The organism is Pseudorhodobacter turbinis (assembly GCF_005234135.1).
Taxonomy (GTDB): Bacteria; Pseudomonadota; Alphaproteobacteria; order Rhodobacterales; family Rhodobacteraceae; genus Pseudorhodobacter; species Pseudorhodobacter turbinis.
Genome location: NZ_CP039964.1, coordinates 1,781,910 through 1,799,962, shown reverse-complemented (window position 1 = coordinate 1,799,962; position 18,053 = coordinate 1,781,910). Strand labels below are relative to the sequence as shown.

Sequence of the window (18,053 nt, the reverse complement as noted above, 5' to 3'; positions counted from 1 at the left end):
GAAATTAAGCAGGTGTAGAGGAAACACCAACCTGCGCCGGGCGCAAAAGACGGTCATGCAGAAGGAATCCTTCGGACATCACCTGAATAATCTGACCGGATTTAGTACCAGGCAAAGCTGCCTCGAACATCGCCTCATGCAACTGGGGATCAAACTGATCACCAATCTCAGGGACAATCGGGGTGACGTGGTGCTTGGTCATCACGCTAAGCAATTCGCGCAACGTCAGCTCTACCCCCTCAAAAAAGGCTTTGGCGTCGGCGCGGTTTTGGTCTGTCGCGGCATCAAGGGCACGGCGCAGGTTGTCATAAACCGGCAACAGATCGCGGGCGAGCTTGGAGCCGCCATATTGCTCTGCCTCGCGGCGGTCACGTTCACTGCGCTTGCGCGAATTTTCTGCATCGGCCAGCGTGCGCATAAACCGGTCACGGAATTCATCACGTTCTGCGCGAAGCGCAGCCAGTTCATCCACAGGGGCGGCATCAAACTCCGACAGATCGGCCTCTGTCATTTCAGGGTTCATTGCATTGGCTGCCTGTTCTTGGGACATTTCGTCGTCTTTCTTTGTTTCAGTCATCTTAACTCATCCCCTCGTCCGGTCAGAGATTAACCGCCCGACAAGTTGCGCTGTATAATCAACGATGGGTACGATGCGACCATAATTCAACCGTGTCGGCCCAATCACACCCACCGCACCAATAATCTTTCGATCAGCGTTCATATAGGGAGACACAACAAGAGACGACCCCGAAAGTGAGAACAACTTGTTTTCAGAGCCAATAAAAATGCGCACACCTTCGCCATCTTCGGTTAACTCCAGAAATTCGGCGATATCGCGCTTGCGTTCCAGATCATCAAAGAGGGTCCGGATACGTTCCACATCCAAAGCCTCGGTAGAACCATCAAGAAGATTGGCGCGACCACGCACGATCAACCGCTCGCTTTGCTCTCCTGCGTTTTGCCAATCGGCAAGACCGGTTTCTACCAGTTGATGCGCAAGGGTATCAATTTCCTGACGGCGGTTTTGAATTTCCGCGCCAACAGATTTGCGCAACTCCGACAGGGTTTTGCCAGCCGCCAGTGCATTCAGGAAATTCGCCGCCTCACGCATCGAAGACGGGGTTTGGCCGGGTGGCGGCGTGAACACGCGGTTTTCCACATGGCTGTCAGCAAAAACCAGAACGACCAAGGCACGATCCGGCCCCAGGCTGACAAATTCGATATGTTTGATCGGCGCTTCATGCTTGGGCGTCAAAACAAGGCTGGCACCATGGGTAATCCCCGAAAGTGTGGACCCAACTCGATCCAGCAGGGATGAAACGCCCGATTGATTGTTACCCATCGTGGCATCGATCAAATTGCGATCTTCAGAGGCGACTTCACCCACCTCCAACACGCCATCAACGAACATGCGCAGGCCCATTTGGGTCGGTATCCGGCCAGATGAAGTGTGCGGGCTGCCCAAAAGTCCCAGATATTCCAGATCCTGCATCACGTTGCGAATGGTCGCGGCACTGATCTTTTCCGACATCGTCCGCGTAAGAGAGCGCGAACCAACCGGATCGCCAGACGCCAGATAGCCTTCGACGACACGCCGAAATACCTCTCGGGAGCGTTCGTTCATATCGGAAATAACTGCGGCGTGCTTCGTTTGGTCGGTCATTTATCTGCTCTTCAAGGCTTCATCACCTTATGGAGGATGTGGCGCACGCGTCAATGATACTTGCATCCTTATCCACAGGGTGGGTATTTGTGCATAAATTCGTATTTAGGAGCATACCATGCGGCCATCATCACGCAAACTAGACCAAATGCGCAGCGTTTCGATTGAAACGGGTGTTATGAAACATGCCGAAGGGTCGTGTTTGATCAAGATCGGTGAGACACATGTGCTCTGCTCTGCCTCGATTGAAGACAAAGCGCCATCGTTTTTGAAAAATACCGGCCAAGGGTGGATCACAGCGGAATACGGAATGCTGCCCCGCGCCACCAATAGCCGGAACCGTCGCGAAGCGGCGATGGGCAAGCAAACCGGGCGTACGCAGGAAATTCAACGCCTAATTGGCCGTGCATTGCGGGCCGGCGTTGATCGGCGCGCTTTGGGCGAACGCCAGATTGTGATCGATTGCGATGTCTTGCAGGCCGATGGCGGCACCCGTTGCGCCGCTATTACCGGCGGTTGGGTTGCGTTGCGTTTGGCAATGAACAAGCTGATCAAGGCCGGGATTGTGAGCTCCGATCCCATTGTCGATCACATTGTTGCAGTCTCTTGCGGCATTTATGCGGGCCAGCCGGTGCTGGATCTGGACTATGCCGAGGATTCTAACGCTGGCACAGACGGGAACTTCATTCTAACCGGTGCGCCAAAACTGATCGAAGTTCAATTGTCGGCAGAGGGCGCCAGCTTCTCTCGTGCTGAAATGGATCAGCTGATGGATTTGGCAGAAGCAGGCTGTTCCGAATTGGTCGCAGCCCAAAAAGCGGCGACAGAGTGATGCGGAAATTTACGGAACAGAAGCTTTTGGTTGCCACCCATAACGCGGGCAAGCTTGTAGAGATCGCCGATCTGCTGAAGCAGTTCAACATTGAGGTTGTCTCGGCAGGTGCGCTTGGTCTTCCGGAGCCTGAAGAAACCGAAGACAACTTTGTTGGAAACGCGCGGATCAAAGCACATTCAGCGGCGCGTGCGTCGGGGTTGGTAACCTTGGCTGACGACTCTGGTATTTGCATCGATGCACTTGGCGGCGCGCCCGGTGTCTATACGGCCGATTGGGCGGAAACCCCGAACGGGCGCGATTTTCACGTTGCCATGGATCGGACCTGGCATGAACTTGAAGCCGTCAGTGCGCCCTACCCTCGCCATGCGCAGTTTTGCTGCACGCTGGTAATGGCGTGGCCCGACGGTCATGATGAAGTGTTTGAAGGGGTTATGCCCGGCACTGTAGTTTGGCCCAAACGCGGTGAGCTTGGGCATGGATACGACCCGATCTTTCAGCCGAAAGGTTATGATATTACATTTGCGCAAATGCCGGCGGAAACCAAGAATAAGATCAGCCATCGCGCAGACGCGTTCAAGAAGCTCGTCTCTGGCTGTTTCACGTGAAGCCGCTTTCTTCGGTTGAAGACTGGCAGGCCGGTGGGTTTGGCTTGTACATCCACTGGCCGTTTTGCCAATCCAAATGCCCGTATTGTGACTTCAACAGTCACGTATCTTCCTCCATTGATCAGGATCAGTGGAAAGCCGCATACCTGTCAGAGATCAAAAGGATTGGGCAACAAACCCCCGACCGAACACTTCAATCCATTTTTTTTGGCGGCGGCACACCGTCGCTAATGGATCCGGATCTGGTTGCCAGTATTCTTGAAACGGTGCGTGGCACGTGGCAACCCGCAAATGATATTGAAATCACCATGGAGGCCAACCCAAGTTCTGTCGAGGCCGGAAGATTTCGCGCCTATCGCGATGCCGGTGTGAACCGTGTTTCAATCGGGGTGCAAGCGCTGAATGACTTTGACTTGCGGCGGCTTGGGCGCATGCATTCTGTGACCGAAGCGAAGGCGGCCATCGAAACCGCAAAGGCTACATTTGATCGCTTTAGCTTTGATCTGATCTATGCACGACAAGATCAAAGCCTGAAAGATTGGCAGGCCGAGTTAACCGAAGCCATTGCCATGGCCGGGGATCACCTATCGCTCTACCAGCTCACAATTGAAGATGGCACGGTTTTTGGAGACCGCTTTAGGCGCGGGTTGTTACGCGGGTTACCTAATGATGATCTGGGGGCAGATATGTATCTAGCGACCCAAGAGTTGACCGAGGCTGCTGGCTTTGGATCTTATGAAGTCTCTAACTATGCTAGATCTGGCCATGAATCGCGCCACAATACTATATATTGGAACGCAGGTGACTATGCCGGGATTGGACCCGGCGCACACGGACGGCTAACCCTTGCAGGCCATCGCTATGCAACAGAGGCTGCATCGAATCCAGCCCTTTGGCTCAACGGGGTTTTACAAGGCGAAGGATCGGAAAAGCACGATTTACTGTCCGAGCAAGAACAAGGTCTCGAATACCTGATGATGGGGTTGCGGCGCGATGTCGGCATAGATCTTGATCGCTATGAGCGAATTTGCCACATTCCGTTGGATGAAAAGAAAATTGAAACCCTACAAGATCTGGGGATGATACAACAAAAAAACCGCCATCTGATCGCGACGACCAAAGGGCGGTTACTGTTAAACGCGGTTATCGAAGATCTTATGCCCCAGTAACCTTTAATCGCGATCCATCATAGAAAGGGTGCGGCAAAGATTATCCAGGTCTTCCAGTGTATTGTAGCGGATTGTCAGCGTTCCGCTATCACCACCGGGCTCGTGGTTGATGCTAACCCCCATCCGAAGATTTGCTGAAAGATCCGCCTCAAGAGCGCGCGTGTCCGCATCTTTTTCTGGCTTTGAATTCGCTTTAGACTGCTTTGTTCGGGCTGGTGTCGATGAGGTATCACGGGCCAGCTTTTCCGTTTCGCGAACAGACAAACCCTTTTCTATGATGGTATTTGCAAGCTCGGATGGATCTTTTGTTGTAATTAGCGCCCGCGCATGACCCGCTGACAGCCGACCCTCGCGAATATGAACCTGAACATCACTTGGCAGGTTCAGCAACCGCAAAAGGTTCGCAACATGGCTTCGGCTTTTTGATAGGGCCTCAGCTATTTTTTCCTGCGTATGTCCAAACCGATCCATCAATTGACGGAACCCCGCAGCCTCCTCGATCGCATTCAGGTCAGCACGCTGAATATTCTCGATAATGGCGACCTCGAGGACCTCGGTGTCGCTAAAGTCCCGGACAACGGCCGGCAGTTCATGAACCTGCGCCAACTGAGCGGCGCGCCAACGACGCTCCCCCGCGACAATCTCAAACGTATCAGTGCCTGCGATCGGACGCACGATAAGAGGCTGCAAGACACCCTTTTGACGGATGGACGATGCAAGATCTTCCAGCGCCTCAGGTGTAAAATCCCTGCGTGGCTGATTGGGGTTCGGGATCAGTTTTTCAACGGCAACAAAATGTGCAAATCGATTATCGCCAGATGTTGAAGTCTCATTCTCTACTGAAACATTTATATCCGCCATCAAAGCTGACAAACCACGGCCCAACCCGCGGCGCTCTGGCTTTCGATCATTCATTCCGTGGCCTCATGTATTTTTTGCTGCAAGCCATATCTATTGGCAATTTCCAAGGATAGCGCACGATATGCTTCAGCTCCCTTTGACCCAGAGTCATACGAGAGAACCGGCAATGCATATGAAGGCGCTTCGCTTATTCTTACATTTCTAGGGATGATGTTTTTGAAAACGAGCTCCCCTAGATTTTCGCGGGCGTCGGCCTCAACCAACTGCGAAAGATTATTCCGTTTATCGTACATTGTTAGCAGCACACCCTCAATCCGCAGGTCGCTATTCGCAGTTTGCCTGACCTCACGAATGGTTAGCATGAGCTGAGAAAGGCCTTCCAATGCGAAAAACTCGCTTTGTAACGGAATCAGAACGGAATGGCAGGCCACCAGCGCATTAATGGTAAGAAGGCTAAGCGATGGTGGGCAGTCAATCAGGATAAAATCAATATCGAGCAATGCCATATCAGGTTGGCGCAGCGCATCATGTAGCAAAAAGCTTCGTTTTTCATTCGAAACAAGCTCCATATCCGCAGAGGACAGATCAGAGTTTGCAGGGCAAATCAGAATACCTTTTGTAGTTGTTTCCTGGATAACAGCATCTAACGGCAACTCACCAACCATAAGATCATAGGTCGTAAGAGTTCTGCCTGACACCTCAATACCTAGGCCGGTCGACGCATTTCCTTGGGGGTCGAGATCAATTACCAGAACTTTGGCACCCAACTCCACCAAACCAGCTGCTAAATTGATAGTTGTGGTCGTCTTTGCCACCCCACCTTTTTGGTTCGCCAAAGCAATTATACGTGGTGCATTTTCAACAAGATGCCTAGGCATTTTTTAATCCGCTAATTTTTAGGATCATTCCCGTGGTGTCTGTTTGACTTGGTATCAGGTCATAGTCAAATGAGAAGATCTTCAGAGCCTCTACCAATTCACTTTTGTAGTTTGAACCCTTTGGGAAAAGGCAAGTTCCCGTAGATTTCAGGTGAAGAGAAGCAAAGCTTAGTAGTTTTGCCAGTGGTGCAAGCGCGCGCGCCGTTAAAAAGTCCGCATTCTGTACTCGTAATCCCTCTATTCTGACTGAATGCACCTCAACAGGAAGCGCCAACACCCTACTAACCTCTCTAAGAAACGTGGCTTTCCTTTGATCTGACTCAACGAGTTGAAACACATGGTCAGCTTTTTCGCCAGATGAAAGAATTGCAAGCACTATTCCCGGAAAACCACCTCCGCTTCCTACATCGACAAACTTCAGCGCACTACCAGTAGCCAAGCCATACAGTTGAGCAGAATCAGCAATATGGCGGTCCCAAATCTGATCCAAGGTACTTTTTGAAACAAGATTTATCACCGGGTTCCACTTTCGAACCAGTTCAACAAAAATCTCTAATCTGTTTTGTGTTTCACGTGAAACATTTTCGCCGATCAGCATATCAAAATCACCAAACTTTAGTTACACGTTACTGTTTCAGTCGCGAGAGAATGAGAACCAAAGCCGCTGGTGTCATACCTTCAATTTTACTCGCATGAGCGATAGAAGTTGGCTGAAACCGCATCAGCTTCCCGCGAAGTTCAAGTGATAGCCCTGCTATGCTTTGATAATCGAAAGAAGCTGGAATTTTCTTGTTTTCATCCCTACTTAAAACGCCAGCCTCCTGACGCTGGCGTTCTATATAGCTTGAGTAAAGCGATTCACGCCACAACTGGATAAGATCCCCGCTCGGAATCGTGGGGAATCCCGGCAAACGAGACCCAATCTCTTCTGGGGATCCAGCTAATTGTGAAAGAACTGAAAAGGCAGAACGCCGCGCACCATCAAGTCGAACGTTAAACCCAGAAGCTGCTAGCTGATTTGGCGTATATGAAAGCTCGGACAGTTGTTTTCGAGACAGGTTCAAACTTGCAACTTTCTTCTCAAAGACCTTCTTACGTGAGTCAGAGACGCAGTCAATTCCTATTGCTTTTGGCGTCAATCGTTGATCCGCGTTATCCGCTCTTAGCATCAATCTAAACTCTGCACGAGAGGTGAACATCCGATAGGGTTCCGTAACACCTCTAGAGATCAAGTCATCAATCATCACCCCAATGTAGCTCTCAGAACGGCTAAATATTACCTCATCACGCGCCAATGCACTTGCAGCAGCATTCAGACCAGCAACAAGTCCTTGCGCAGCAGCCTCCTCATATCCTGTAGTACCATTAATTTGGCCTGCAAAATACAAACCACGAATCGTTTTAAGTGAAAGCGTGGCAGTTAAACAGCGTGGATCAAAAAAATCATACTCGATTGCATATCCCGGTTGCAGGATCTTAGCCTCTTCCAAACCAACAATGGAATTTACGAACCTCTTCTGGACATCCAATGGGAGAGAAGTTGAAATACCGTTTGGATAGACTGTTGAATCCTCTAACCCTTCAGGCTCAAGAAAAATCTGATGCGAAGATTTATCAGAAAATCTAACAACCTTATCTTCAATCGAAGGACAATACCGCGGGCCTATCCCTTCAATATTACCACTATGTATTGCCGATAACGAGATGTTGTCTTCAATAATACTATGCGTTTGCAGATTTGTTTCGGCTATTCCGCAGCTAATCTGCGGAACAAGAGGTCGATCGTCTAAAAAAGACATCATAGTTGGGGATTCATCCCCTTTCTGCTTTTCCAATCGCTCCCAATTGATCGTCTTGCCGTCTAAGCGTGGTGGCGTCCCTGTTTTCAGTCGCCCTCGTTCTAATTGAAGTTCAGCCAATCGGCTTGCCAGCTTCACCGACGGCTTTTCGCCAACTCGCCCACCAGATTTTTGCTCATTCCCAATGTGAATCACACCATTAAGAAATGTACCAGCGGTCAGGATAACCGAGTCGCAAAGGATGTCATCGCCACTTTCAAGTTTAACACCACAAACTTTCTCACCTTGAATAATGAAATCAATGACTTCACCTTCAATAATATCCAACCCCTGTTGTTTTCCAAGCCGACTCTGGATTGCCATACGGTAGAGCATGCGATCGGTTTGAACGCGCGGTCCCTGAACTGCAGGACCCTTACTACGGTTCAGAAGCCTATAGTGGATTCCGGCTTCATCAGCTGCACACCCCATAAGCCCATCAAATGCGTCTATCTCCCTAACCAAATGACCTTTTCCAAGTCCGCCAATGGCTGGATTGCAGGACATTACCCCCAACGAATATTTGCTCAGGGTAACCAGGGCAGTTTTTGCACCCATCCGTGCGGAAACAGCCGCAGCTTCACAACCAGCATGTCCACCGCCAACAACAATAACGTCAAACTGTTTCACGTGAAACATCCTCACTTTCCGATGCAAAAACTCGAGAAAATCTCCCCAAGCAACGTTTCAACACCAACTTCCCCTAAAAGAAGTTCAAGATGCTGTGATGCTGACCTTAACTCATCGGCTGCAAACTCTACAACTGGAACACTATTGAAAACCTCATCATAGGCCAGACGTAATGAGCTAAGCCCATTTTGCAACGCCATTCTATGGCGCTCTCGGGTAAGCAAGCCAGCGCCAGAAACCCGCTGCCTAAGTAAATCGGAAATATCTTCTAAAAGACCGCTAATACCTTCACCAGTGACACCCGAAATCCGGTGATCCGACTTAATACCAACAACACCAGCCAGGCTGTCAAATTTTCCCAAGGCAATGATATCTCCTTGGGCAAAGTCAACGCCCTCAATTTTCTCACCATTTTCAGTCAAAAATACCCTAAGGTCCGCAGCATTAGCACGTTCTATTGCCAATGTGACACCCATCGCCTCAAGCCGATCATCAGTTTCTCGAATACCAGCAGTATCGAGAAAAGTTACAGCAAGCCCATCAAGATCCATGCGAACTTCAATGACATCACGCGTTGTACCGGCAATTTCGGATGTTAATGCTGCTTTCCGGCCTGAAAGAGCGTTCAGCAAGGTAGATTTACCAACATTAGGGCGCCCGACAATAGCAACCTCGAACCCTTCCCGGATCCGCTCAGCCATTTTCACGCCACCAACTTCCGCTTTAAAATCAGAAATCAATTCACACAGAAGTTCCTTAACTTCAGGCATCACATCGACGGGAACATCCTCATCCGCAAAATCGATTGTGGCTTCTAAGAGTGCCCCTGCCCGAATGATTTTTTTCCGCCAGCCGTCAACCTTTTTGCCTATCGCACCTGATAACACCCGAAGAGATTGAACTCTCTGCGCTTCAGTCTCCGCATCAATAAGATCAGCCAAGCCCTCAACCTGAGTCAAGTCTAGCATACCATTTTCAAGTGCGCGCCGCGTGAACTCACCAGCTTCGGCCAACCGCAGCCCTGGAACTGACATTAGAACGTTAAGAACAGCGCTGACAACTGCACAGCTTCCATGCAGGTGAAGCTCTACTGATTCTTCGCCCGTAAAACTGGCACCTTCACCAAATGCAATAACAAGTGCCTCGTCTAAAAGCACCCCATCCCAATACAGCTTGCGCACACTCGCTTTGCGCAACTCAGGAACGGTTGCCATCATCCCAAGGACTGCATGCGATTTAGGCCCGGATATCCGAACAACGGATACCCCGGCCTTCCCTTGCGCAGTCGCAAGAGCAAAAATAGTGTCTAACATTGCAAAACCCCAGCTTTGGGCGGGTCAGGAATTCATGGAATCGAAGAAATCCGAATTGGACTTGGTCTGTTTCAACTTGGAAATCAGGAACTCAATCGCATCTGTCGTCCCCATCGGGTTCAAAATGCGCCGCAGAACATAGGTTTTCTGCAAATCGATTTTATCAACCAACAGGTCTTCTTTCCGCGTCCCGGATTTCAGAATATCCATAGCTGGGAACACACGTTTATCCGCAACCTTACGATCAAGAACAATCTCGGAGTTACCAGTCCCTTTGAACTCTTCAAAGATAACTTCATCCATGCGGCTACCCGTATCGATCAAAGCAGTCGCGATGATCGTCAAGGATCCGCCTTCTTCAATATTCCGAGCCGCACCAAAGAAACGCTTTGGCCGTTGAAGCGCATTGGCATCAACGCCACCCGTCAGAACTTTGCCTGACGATGGCACCACAGTGTTAAAAGCACGCCCAAGCCGCGTGATCGAATCAAGCAAGATTACAACATCCCGCTTATGCTCCACCAAACGCTTTGCTTTTTCAATCACCATCTCGGCAACAGCCACGTGCCGTGTCGCAGGCTCATCAAAGGTTGAGGAAACAACCTCACCCTTCACCGACCGCTGCATATCCGTCACCTCTTCAGGCCGCTCATCGATCAGCAAAACGATCAGATAGCACTCTGGATGGTTGGTCGCGATGGAATGCGCAATATTCTGCAGCAAAACCGTTTTACCCGTCCGCGGAGGCGCCACGATCAAGCCACGTTGCCCCTTACCAATTGGCGATACCAGATCAATAATCCGGGCTGAGCGATCCTTCAATGTTGGGTCTTCGACTTCCATTTTAAGCCGCTCGTCAGGGTACAGCGGCGTCAGGTTGTCAAAGTGAACTTTATGGCGCGCACGATCGGGGTCAACAAAGTTGATCTGCGTCACTTTTGTCATGGAAAAATAACGCTCTGCCTCACGCGGGGCCGCAATCACGCCTTCAATTGTGTCACCCGTCCGCAGTGAAAACTGCCGGATCATATCGGGAGAGACATAAATATCATCTGGGCCCGGCAAGTAGTTCGCAGAAGGCGACCGCAGAAAGCCGAAGCCATCCTGCACCACTTCCAATACGCCGTCACCGCCGATTTCCCAGCCTTCTTCCGCATGCTCTTTCAAAAGGGAGAACATCATCTCCCCTTTCCGCATCGAAGGCGCGTTCTCAATATCCCATTCTTCTGCCATCGCCAAAAGATCAGCAGGAGTCTTGGCCTTCAGATCAGCCAGATTGAGGCGCTGCACATTATCTTCGGTGATGACGGTTTCGTCGTTCATGCTCGTAAAATCCTTGGCCTACAGTCTGTAACGGACCACGCCTGTAACATAAAAATGGGGAATCGCTTTTCGGACCGGATGGCCCTGCTGCGAATTGGGTAAACCAAAGCCCCGTATATGTCAATATTTCCTTCAGAATTTAAGGATAACTGACAGAACAATCACGATCATCAACAAAGTGGGTACTTCGTTCATCATCCGGTAACGCCGCCCTGCCAAATTATTCTGACCAGCTTCAAACGCCTTACGCCGAACGGAAAGCCACATATGAAACCATGTCATCCCCAGCACAGACAGCGCCTTGGTCCAGGGCCAGATACTTGTCCAATCGACAATCCCTGGGGTCAAAACCAAGATTAGGCCCGCAATCCATGTCACAATCATGGAAGGGTTCATAATCAACCGCAGCAGCTTCATTTCCATTGTCTGGAACAGTTTGTCCGTAGGTTCGCCAATCGCAACCTGTTCTGCGTGATAGACAAACAGACGGGGCAAATAGAACAACCCTGCCATCCATGAAATGACCGCCATGACATGCAGGGCTTTTACCCAAAGGTATATGTCTGCGAAAAATGAGGTCATGCCTTGGCCTTCGTTGAACACTCTCTTCTTAAATATAAGATATTTATAGAAAGATAGTAGTTTATGATGGGCCTATGGATAACAGGATTACTTGGTCTATCCTAGTCCTTATCCACATCTTTGGCGCTGTGCATAACCTGGTGCGTACTAATTTAAAGACTTCGTTAATCGCGCAAAAACAAAATCTTAATGCGGTATGGATGAAAAAAAATTATCAACAGCATGCCAGATTGCAAGCTTTGTCCGCCCTCCCCTTGAGCGACTGTACACATGTGGATATGATCCTTGGAAGCTTGACAAAAAGCCCTTATTGCCCACAGCAATTGGGCTCCTCGTGCTTCTCCACAAAAGCGGCATGTGGAACATATCATGATTTTCCACAGGACTGTTCACAGTGATACCACAGCTTATTCTTGCCTCGGCCTCCTCCACGCGCTTGCGTCTTTTACAGTCTGCAGGGCTTGATGTGACTGCACTGCCGGCCCGTATTGATGAGGAATCCTTGCGTGCTAGCCTGGAGGCTGATGGTGCAAAACCGCGTGATATTGCAGATTTTTTGGCAGAGGCGAAAGCCCGAAAGCTTGGTGAAAAGAACCACGATGCTTTGGTTCTAGGTTGTGATCAAGTACTTGATTTTAAAGGTAAAGCATGGGGAAAACCCCTGACCCCAAAAGATGCGACGACCCAGTTACAACAATTGCGCGGTCAAACCCATCAGCTTTTGTCAGCAGTGGTGATCTATCATGAGGGCAGCCCCATATGGCGACATATAGGCAAGGCGCGACTGACGATGCATGATTTCTCTGATCATTGGCTCCAAGGGTATATCGACCGGAACTGGGCATCGATCCAGCATTCTGCCGGTGGCTATCTGCTGGAAGAGGAAGGCGTTCGTTTGTTTTCTGCGGTCGAGGGGGATTACTTCACCATCCTTGGGCTTCCCCTGTTGCCCCTCTTGGGCTATCTCAGAACGAGGGGGTTCCTAGAGACATGACAGACCATCCACGCATCCCGTTGGCCGGGGTTATAGGCACGCCGATTGCGCATAGCAGATCACCGATCTTGCACAATTACTGGCTCAAGCGCTACGGGCTTCAGGGGTATTATATCCCGATGGATATCGCGCGGGCCGATTTGGAAGAGGTCCTGCATACATTGCCAAAAATGGGATTTGTCGGGTTGAATGTGACCCTTCCCCATAAGGAATCCGTGCTCAAACTTGCCGATATCGTGACCGATCGGGCCGCCCTGATTGGTGCCGCCAATACCCTTATCTTCCGCGCTGACGGCAAAATTCACGCCGACAATACGGATGGTTACGGTTTCATGGCAAACCTCCGCCAACATGCCCCCGATTGGGAACCAAAGTCGGGGCCGGCGGTGGTTTTCGGTGCAGGTGGAGCCGCGCGTGCAATCTTGGCCGCCTTGATTGATGCCGGTGTGCCAGAGATCCGCCTGACCAACCGAACCCGCCCGCGTGCCGAAGCTTTGCGCACCGATTTTGGCGCAAAAATCACCGTGGTGGATTGGGTGCAAGCACCACATCAGCTTTGGGATGCCGCGACGGTTGTTAACACCACGTCACTGGGGATGGTTGGCAAGCCAGAGTTCAATCTGTCTTTGGCCGAGCTGAACCCGAAAGCGCTGGTGACCGATCTAGTCTATACGCCGCTTCAAACCGAATTTCTGACGGCGGCCGCTGCGCGCGGCTGCAAAACGGTGGATGGTTTGGGCATGCTCTTGCATCAGGCCGCCCCGGGGTTTGAACGGTGGTTTGGCCAGCGTCCGGATGTCGATGACGAAGCCCGCGAGAGGGTAATGGGGGTGTAATGCCATACCGTCTTGGCCTGACCGGATCCATTGGGATGGGAAAATCCACGACCGCAGGGTTCTTTGCGGCTGCGGGCTTGCCTGTCTGGGATGCGGATGCAGCCGTTCACCGGCTTTATGCGCGGGGCGGTGCAGCGGTGGCGCCGATTGCCGCTGTTTGGCCGCAAGCGGTCATGGATGGTGCTGTGGACAGGCCCGCGCTCAAAACCATCATCGCGGCCGATGACACAGCCCTTTCCAGCATTGAGGCAATCGTTCATCCGCTTGTTGCTACCGACCGTGCGGATTTCTTGGCCAAAGCATCGGCCGATATCGTTGTTTTCGACATCCCGCTTTTGTTCGAAAAAGGCACCGAGGTAGAGATGGACGCCACCTTGCTTGTCACTGCGCCCGCTGCCCTGCAACGTGCCCGTGTGATGGCGCGTGACGGGATGACCGATGCACAATTCCAAACCATCCTGTCGCGTCAAATGCCTGATGTGGAAAAACGCGCGCGCGCGACCCATATTATTGAAACGTTAAGCATGGATGCAGCAGGCGCATGCGTTACCGCGCTGGTCGCCTATATCCGAAAGGCTAGAAATGCGTGAGATCGTTCTTGATACCGAAACCACAGGGTTTGAACCGTCCGAGGGCGACCGTATCGTTGAAATCGGCGCAGTAGAGCTGTTCAACCACATGCCCACGGGGCGCACCTTTCACGAATATATCAACCCCCAACGCTCTATGCCTAAGGCCGCCTTTGAGGTGCATGGCTTGGGCGATGATTTCTTGCGGGATAAGCCGCTTTTTCGGGATGTCGCACAGGCGTTTCTGGACTTTGTTGGCACCGATATAATGGTCATCCACAACGCCAGTTTTGATATGAAGTTCCTCAATCATGAGCTGGGCGCGATTGGCTTGCCGAAACTGCCCAATGCGCAGGCTTTGGATACTTTGGCGATGGCGCGGCAAAAGTTTCCGGGCTCCCCCAGCTCTCTCGATGCGCTTTGCCGGCGCTTCGGGGTTGATAACTCGGGGCGTGAAAAACACGGCGCGCTGTTGGACAGTGAAATTCTGGCCGAGGTTTATCTGGAGCTTATCGGCGGCAGGCAGCCGGATTTTGTGCTTTCCACCGAGAACAACCGCAGTAAGGAAGGTGCAGAGATCGCTACCGCCTGGCGCCCCCAGCCGCGTGCCACCGCCCTGCCCTCACGCTTGACGGGGGATGAGGCGGCGGCCCATGCGGCTTTTGTAGAAAAGCTGGGTGAAGCTGCGATCTGGGCAAAGCGTCAATAAGCCCATCGCACGTAGAAATACTGTGATTTCAAATACCTACGAAGTCTTTGATGGCATAGCCTTGCAGATACAAAAGCGCCGTCAGATCACCGTGGTTGATGCGGATATCACATTGCGCGGCCACGCTCGGCTTGGCGTGGAGTGCGACACCAGCCCCCGCCAGTCCCAGCATCCCCAGATCATTCGCGCCATCGCCGACGGCAATCACCTCGGCGGCCGTGATACCCATTTGGGCTGCGATCTCTTGCAGGGCCTGAACCTTGGCCTCGCGTCCAAGGATCGGCTCGGCGACGGTGCCGGTCAATACGCCATCCGCGATATGCAAAACATTGGCGCGGTTCTCATCAAAACCAAGCGTGGTGGCAACGCGTTGCGTGAACTCGGTGAACCCGCCCGAAACCAGAGCCGCCCGCGCGCCATTGGCCTTCATCGTGGCCAGCAACACCCGCCCACCCGGCATCAAGGTGATATGGTCGCGGTAGACCTGCTCAATCACAGCCTCGGGCAAACCCTTGAGCAAGGCCACGCGTTCACGCAGGGCATCGTCGAAATCCAGCTCTCCGTTCATCGCGCGGGCGGTGATGCCTGCCACATGCGTACCGATGCCAGCCGCCGCTGCGAGCTCATCAATACATTCTTGCTGGATCATGGTGCTGTCCATATCGGCAAGCAGCAGGTGTTTGCGGCGGTTGGCAGTGGGCTGCACGATCAGATCAATGCCAACCGCTTGCATGCCTTCCCACGCGTCCCACAGGTTTTCCGGGCGGGATTCCAACGGAAATTCTGCGGCAATGGCGGGGTTCAGCCAGCGGGCATCGCCACCGCCCCATGCATTGCGCAAACTTTCAACAGTGGTGCGGTCAAGGATGGGGGTGGCGGGGTTGGTCAAAAGCGTGGCTGTGAACATCTTGGTTTCCAAAGGTGCTGAACGGGGTTGGTCCAAATCTACGGCAAAGGGCCGCACAGCGCCAGTTCATTTGAAACCTGTCAGTTCAACACCACGATGCCGACGTTCAGGGCCGTCGCAAGGCTGACCCACGCAAGATAGGGCAGGAACAGCGCCGCCGAGAGCCGGTCACTGTGCTGCTCTTTTACGATGAACGCGGCGATCAACAGCCACATGACAATGATCACAGCAAGCCCTGCAAGTGGCATCTGCAGCGCGAAAAACACCGGCGACCAAAGGAAATTAGCCGCCATCTGCGCCCACCAAAGACCGCCTGCGCCGCCATAAAGCCACTTACGCGCGCCAACCCAACCGATCAGCACATAAAGCGTGGTCCAGACCGGCCCGAACACCCAGTTCGGCGGGGTGAACCATGGCTTCTCCAAGCCCGTGTACCACATGCCAGGCAAGGTGATCAGCCCGATGCTGGTGCCAATGGCAACAACGCCGAGGATGAAAACCGCATAGGTCAAAAAGTTGCGCATAGCCGCCTCAATCCAGTGCGCGGGCTTCGGCGATCAACATGATCGGGATGCCGTTACGAATAGGAAAGGCCATTTTCGCGGGTTTTGAGATCAGCTCTTGGGCTGCCGCGTCATAGGTCAGGGTGGCTTGTGTCATCGGGCAAACCAATGCCTCTAGCATACGGCGGTCGATAACGGGGGGGGTGTTTGTCATTGCATTCTTTCCTTTCCCGATCCGCCATGAAGGGCAAATTCGATCAGGGTTACCATTGTTTCGCGCCGTGTGATCAGGGTTGGCGCCTCTAGCAAGGCTTGCTTGTCCTCGGGGGAAAACGGGCACAGCATGGAAAGGGAGTTTATCAAAAGCTCCTCATCCGCGTCGCGCAAGCTGTCCCAATCGGTCGAAAGATCCAGCGATTCAAAGAACCGCTGCAACAAAGCCATGAAATGGGCCCGCTCAAATCGTGGATCTTTTTCTACATCGCCCTGATCGCGTTCAAAGCCCTTCCAATCCACCTCGGCGCGGCGATAGGGGGAAAATCCCTCTATCTCTTTGCGCAGACGAAAACGGGAAATGCCCGAAAGCGTGATCATATAGCGCCCGTCCTCGGTTTCGGAAAACCCTGTCATACGGCCGGCACAGCCGATGGCATGCAGGCGCGGCTCTCCGCCTTGGTTGGCCGGCACATCCCGCGTCTGGACCATGCCGATCAACCGATGAGGGGTCTTCATGCAATCTTCCAGCATTTGCAGGTAGCGCGGCTCAAATATATGCAGCGGCAAACGGGCGCGCGGCAACAGCAATGCGCCGGGCAGCGGAAAGACGGGAATGATCTCGGGTAAATCGCGTATGTGTTTCATATCCAGCAGCTAGGCCGCATTTTCCGTTAGGCAAATATCATTGACGATAGTTTGCGCCGACCTGTCAAGGCAATCGGGTCTTTGGGGGTCAGTGCCTCAAAGATCGTGAAGAGCTGGGTCTTGGCGGCGGCGTCGTTCCATTCGCGGTCACGGCGGAAGATTTCGAGCAATTCATCGACGGCTTCCTCTACCTTGCCGGCCGCATGAAGCGCTTGGGCCAGATCAAAGCGCGCCTGATGGTTTTCAGGATCGGCCTCGACTGCGGCGCGCAGCTCGGCCTCGGGGCCGGCGTTGGCGGCTTGATGCAACAGCGCGATCTGGGCGCGTGCAGCTTCTACCTCTTGGGCGTTGGCGATTTTGGCGGGAACAGCGGCCAAAAGGGCCTCGGCCTGTGCCACCTCACCCAGCGCAAGATGGGCGCGCAAAAGCCCGCCAAAGGCCAGCGGGTTTTCGGGTTCCTCTTCCAGAATGGCGGCAAAGGTTTCGACGGCATCGGCGAAATCGCCATCGGTCAGCATCCCCTCGGCGGCCTCAATCGCATCGGCCAGCCCACCATCGCCGGCAAGGGCGGCAAGTTTATCAACAAAGGTTTTCAACTCGGACGCGGGCAGCGCACCTTGAAAGCCGTCAACGGGTTTGCCGTCGTGAAAGGCATAGACGGTTGGGATGGACTGGATGCGCAGCTCGGCCGAAATTGCGGGGTTTTCATCGACGTTGATTTTGACCATACGCACCTTGCCCTTGGCTGCGGTCACAGCCGCCTCCAGCGCAGGGCCAAGTTGCTTGCAGGGGCCGCACCAAGGCGCCCAGAAATCCACGATCACCGGGATTTCTTTACTAGCCTCGATGACATCGGCCATAAAGGTGGCCTCCGTCCCTTCCTTGATCAGATTTTCATCCGCAGCGGCGTTTACCGCACCCGATTGTTCGCCAAACGTCAACATAGCATCCCTCTTTCGTCGAAACTGTTCTGTTAT

21 protein-coding genes are annotated in these 18,053 nt (G+C 52.5%); 7 read left to right on the top strand and 14 right to left on the bottom strand.

Features of this window, described 5'->3' with window-relative positions; genetic code table 11:
- Window positions 1-4: 4 nt before the first annotated feature.
- Together EOK75_RS08630 and hrcA are read right to left on the bottom strand one after the other, a co-directional pair.
- Window positions 5-577, bottom strand: a complete 573-nt coding sequence (locus EOK75_RS08630) for a nucleotide exchange factor GrpE (RefSeq protein ID WP_137193567.1) — start codon at window positions 575-577, stop codon at window positions 5-7.
- A 6-nt stretch (window positions 578-583) separates the two neighbouring features.
- Window positions 584-1,663, bottom strand: a complete 1,080-nt coding sequence (hrcA, locus tag EOK75_RS08625; protein WP_137193566.1) for a heat-inducible transcriptional repressor HrcA — start codon at window positions 1,661-1,663, stop codon at window positions 584-586.
- A 118-nt stretch (window positions 1,664-1,781) separates the two neighbouring features.
- Here hrcA and rph point away from each other — a divergent pair, with 118 nt between their 5' ends.
- Genes rph through hemW form a run of 3 tightly spaced genes read left to right on the top strand, consistent with a single transcriptional unit; the run spans window position 1,782 to window position 4,272 of the window.
- Window positions 1,782-2,495, top strand: a complete 714-nt coding sequence (gene rph / locus EOK75_RS08620) for a ribonuclease PH (protein ID WP_137193565.1) — start codon at window positions 1,782-1,784, stop codon at window positions 2,493-2,495.
- The gene (rdgB, locus tag EOK75_RS08615) at window positions 2,492-3,103 is read left to right on the top strand and encodes an RdgB/HAM1 family non-canonical purine NTP pyrophosphatase (RefSeq protein ID WP_168199192.1); all 612 of its coding nucleotides are present in this window, start codon (window positions 2,492-2,494) and stop codon (window positions 3,101-3,103) included. Before rph ends, rdgB begins: the two co-directional genes overlap by 4 nt.
- Complete coding sequence (gene hemW / locus EOK75_RS08610; RefSeq protein WP_137193563.1) at window positions 3,100-4,272, top strand: radical SAM family heme chaperone HemW; 1,173 nt, start codon at window positions 3,100-3,102, stop codon at window positions 4,270-4,272. The genes rdgB and hemW overlap by 4 nt, the downstream gene beginning before the upstream one ends.
- A 3-nt stretch (window positions 4,273-4,275) precedes the next feature.
- Here the strand turns inward: hemW and EOK75_RS08605 are convergent, their stop codons facing one another.
- The 7 genes from EOK75_RS08605 to hemJ form a co-directional block, all read right to left on the bottom strand.
- Complete coding sequence (locus tag EOK75_RS08605) at window positions 4,276-5,187, bottom strand: ParB/RepB/Spo0J family partition protein (protein WP_137193562.1); 912 nt, start codon at window positions 5,185-5,187, stop codon at window positions 4,276-4,278.
- Window positions 5,184-6,011, bottom strand: a complete 828-nt coding sequence (locus EOK75_RS08600) for a ParA family protein (RefSeq protein ID WP_137193561.1) — start codon at window positions 6,009-6,011, stop codon at window positions 5,184-5,186. Before EOK75_RS08600 ends, EOK75_RS08605 begins: the two co-directional genes overlap by 4 nt.
- Window positions 6,004-6,609 carry a 16S rRNA (guanine(527)-N(7))-methyltransferase RsmG gene (rsmG, locus tag EOK75_RS08595; protein WP_137193560.1) on the bottom strand — a complete coding sequence of 202 codons (606 nt, stop codon included), beginning with the start codon at window positions 6,607-6,609 and terminating at the stop codon, window positions 6,004-6,006. The genes EOK75_RS08600 and rsmG overlap by 8 nt, the downstream gene beginning before the upstream one ends.
- A 28-nt stretch (window positions 6,610-6,637) precedes the next feature.
- Window positions 6,638-8,479, bottom strand: coding sequence for a tRNA uridine-5-carboxymethylaminomethyl(34) synthesis enzyme MnmG (gene mnmG / locus EOK75_RS08590; RefSeq protein WP_168199191.1), 1,842 nt, complete (start codon window positions 8,477-8,479; stop codon window positions 6,638-6,640).
- An 11-nt stretch (window positions 8,480-8,490) separates the two neighbouring features.
- The gene (mnmE, locus tag EOK75_RS08585; RefSeq protein WP_137193558.1) at window positions 8,491-9,792 is read right to left on the bottom strand and encodes a tRNA uridine-5-carboxymethylaminomethyl(34) synthesis GTPase MnmE; all 1,302 of its coding nucleotides are present in this window, start codon (window positions 9,790-9,792) and stop codon (window positions 8,491-8,493) included.
- A 24-nt stretch (window positions 9,793-9,816) separates the two neighbouring features.
- Window positions 9,817-11,115 carry a transcription termination factor Rho gene (gene rho / locus EOK75_RS08580; protein WP_137193557.1) on the bottom strand — a complete coding sequence of 433 codons (1,299 nt, stop codon included), beginning with the start codon at window positions 11,113-11,115 and terminating at the stop codon, window positions 9,817-9,819.
- 132 nt (window positions 11,116-11,247) lie between these two features.
- Complete coding sequence (gene hemJ / locus EOK75_RS08575) at window positions 11,248-11,697, bottom strand: protoporphyrinogen oxidase HemJ (RefSeq protein WP_137193556.1); 450 nt, start codon at window positions 11,695-11,697, stop codon at window positions 11,248-11,250.
- A gap of 394 nt (window positions 11,698-12,091) precedes the next feature.
- Here hemJ and EOK75_RS08570 point away from each other — a divergent pair, with 394 nt between their 5' ends.
- The 4 genes from EOK75_RS08570 to dnaQ are packed head-to-tail and all read left to right on the top strand — an operon-like array spanning window position 12,092 to window position 14,805.
- Window positions 12,092-12,691 (top strand): Maf family protein, encoded by a 600-nt coding sequence (locus tag EOK75_RS08570; protein WP_137193555.1) that lies wholly within the window; start codon window positions 12,092-12,094, stop codon window positions 12,689-12,691.
- Window positions 12,688-13,527: a shikimate dehydrogenase gene (locus tag EOK75_RS08565; protein WP_137193554.1), complete on the top strand. Its 840-nt coding sequence runs from the start codon at window positions 12,688-12,690 to the stop codon at window positions 13,525-13,527. Before EOK75_RS08570 ends, EOK75_RS08565 begins: the two co-directional genes overlap by 4 nt.
- Complete coding sequence (gene coaE / locus EOK75_RS08560) at window positions 13,527-14,117, top strand: dephospho-CoA kinase (RefSeq protein ID WP_137193553.1); 591 nt, start codon at window positions 13,527-13,529, stop codon at window positions 14,115-14,117. The genes EOK75_RS08565 and coaE overlap by 1 nt, the downstream gene beginning before the upstream one ends.
- Window positions 14,110-14,805, top strand: coding sequence for a DNA polymerase III subunit epsilon (gene dnaQ / locus EOK75_RS08555; protein WP_137193552.1), 696 nt, complete (start codon window positions 14,110-14,112; stop codon window positions 14,803-14,805). The genes coaE and dnaQ overlap by 8 nt, the downstream gene beginning before the upstream one ends.
- Window positions 14,806-14,833: 28 nt before the next feature.
- Here dnaQ and serB read toward each other — a convergent pair whose 3' ends face one another.
- From serB to trxA, 5 genes are all read right to left on the bottom strand, one after another.
- Window positions 14,834-15,712: a phosphoserine phosphatase SerB gene (gene serB / locus EOK75_RS08550; protein ID WP_137194345.1), complete on the bottom strand. Its 879-nt coding sequence runs from the start codon at window positions 15,710-15,712 to the stop codon at window positions 14,834-14,836.
- Between the two features lie 80 nt (window positions 15,713-15,792).
- The gene (locus EOK75_RS08545) at window positions 15,793-16,236 is read right to left on the bottom strand and encodes a TspO/MBR family protein (protein ID WP_137193551.1); all 444 of its coding nucleotides are present in this window, start codon (window positions 16,234-16,236) and stop codon (window positions 15,793-15,795) included.
- Window positions 16,237-16,243: 7 nt separating this feature from the next.
- Window positions 16,244-16,429, bottom strand: a complete 186-nt coding sequence (locus tag EOK75_RS08540; protein WP_137193550.1) for a Trm112 family protein — start codon at window positions 16,427-16,429, stop codon at window positions 16,244-16,246.
- On the bottom strand, window positions 16,426-17,076 hold the full coding sequence (locus EOK75_RS08535; RefSeq protein WP_137193549.1) for an LON peptidase substrate-binding domain-containing protein: 651 nt from the start codon (window positions 17,074-17,076) through the stop codon (window positions 16,426-16,428). The genes EOK75_RS08540 and EOK75_RS08535 overlap by 4 nt, the downstream gene beginning before the upstream one ends.
- Window positions 17,077-17,102: 26 nt before the next feature.
- Window positions 17,103-18,020: a thioredoxin gene (trxA, locus tag EOK75_RS08530; protein WP_137193548.1), complete on the bottom strand. Its 918-nt coding sequence runs from the start codon at window positions 18,018-18,020 to the stop codon at window positions 17,103-17,105.
- Window positions 18,021-18,053: the final 33 nt, after the last annotated feature.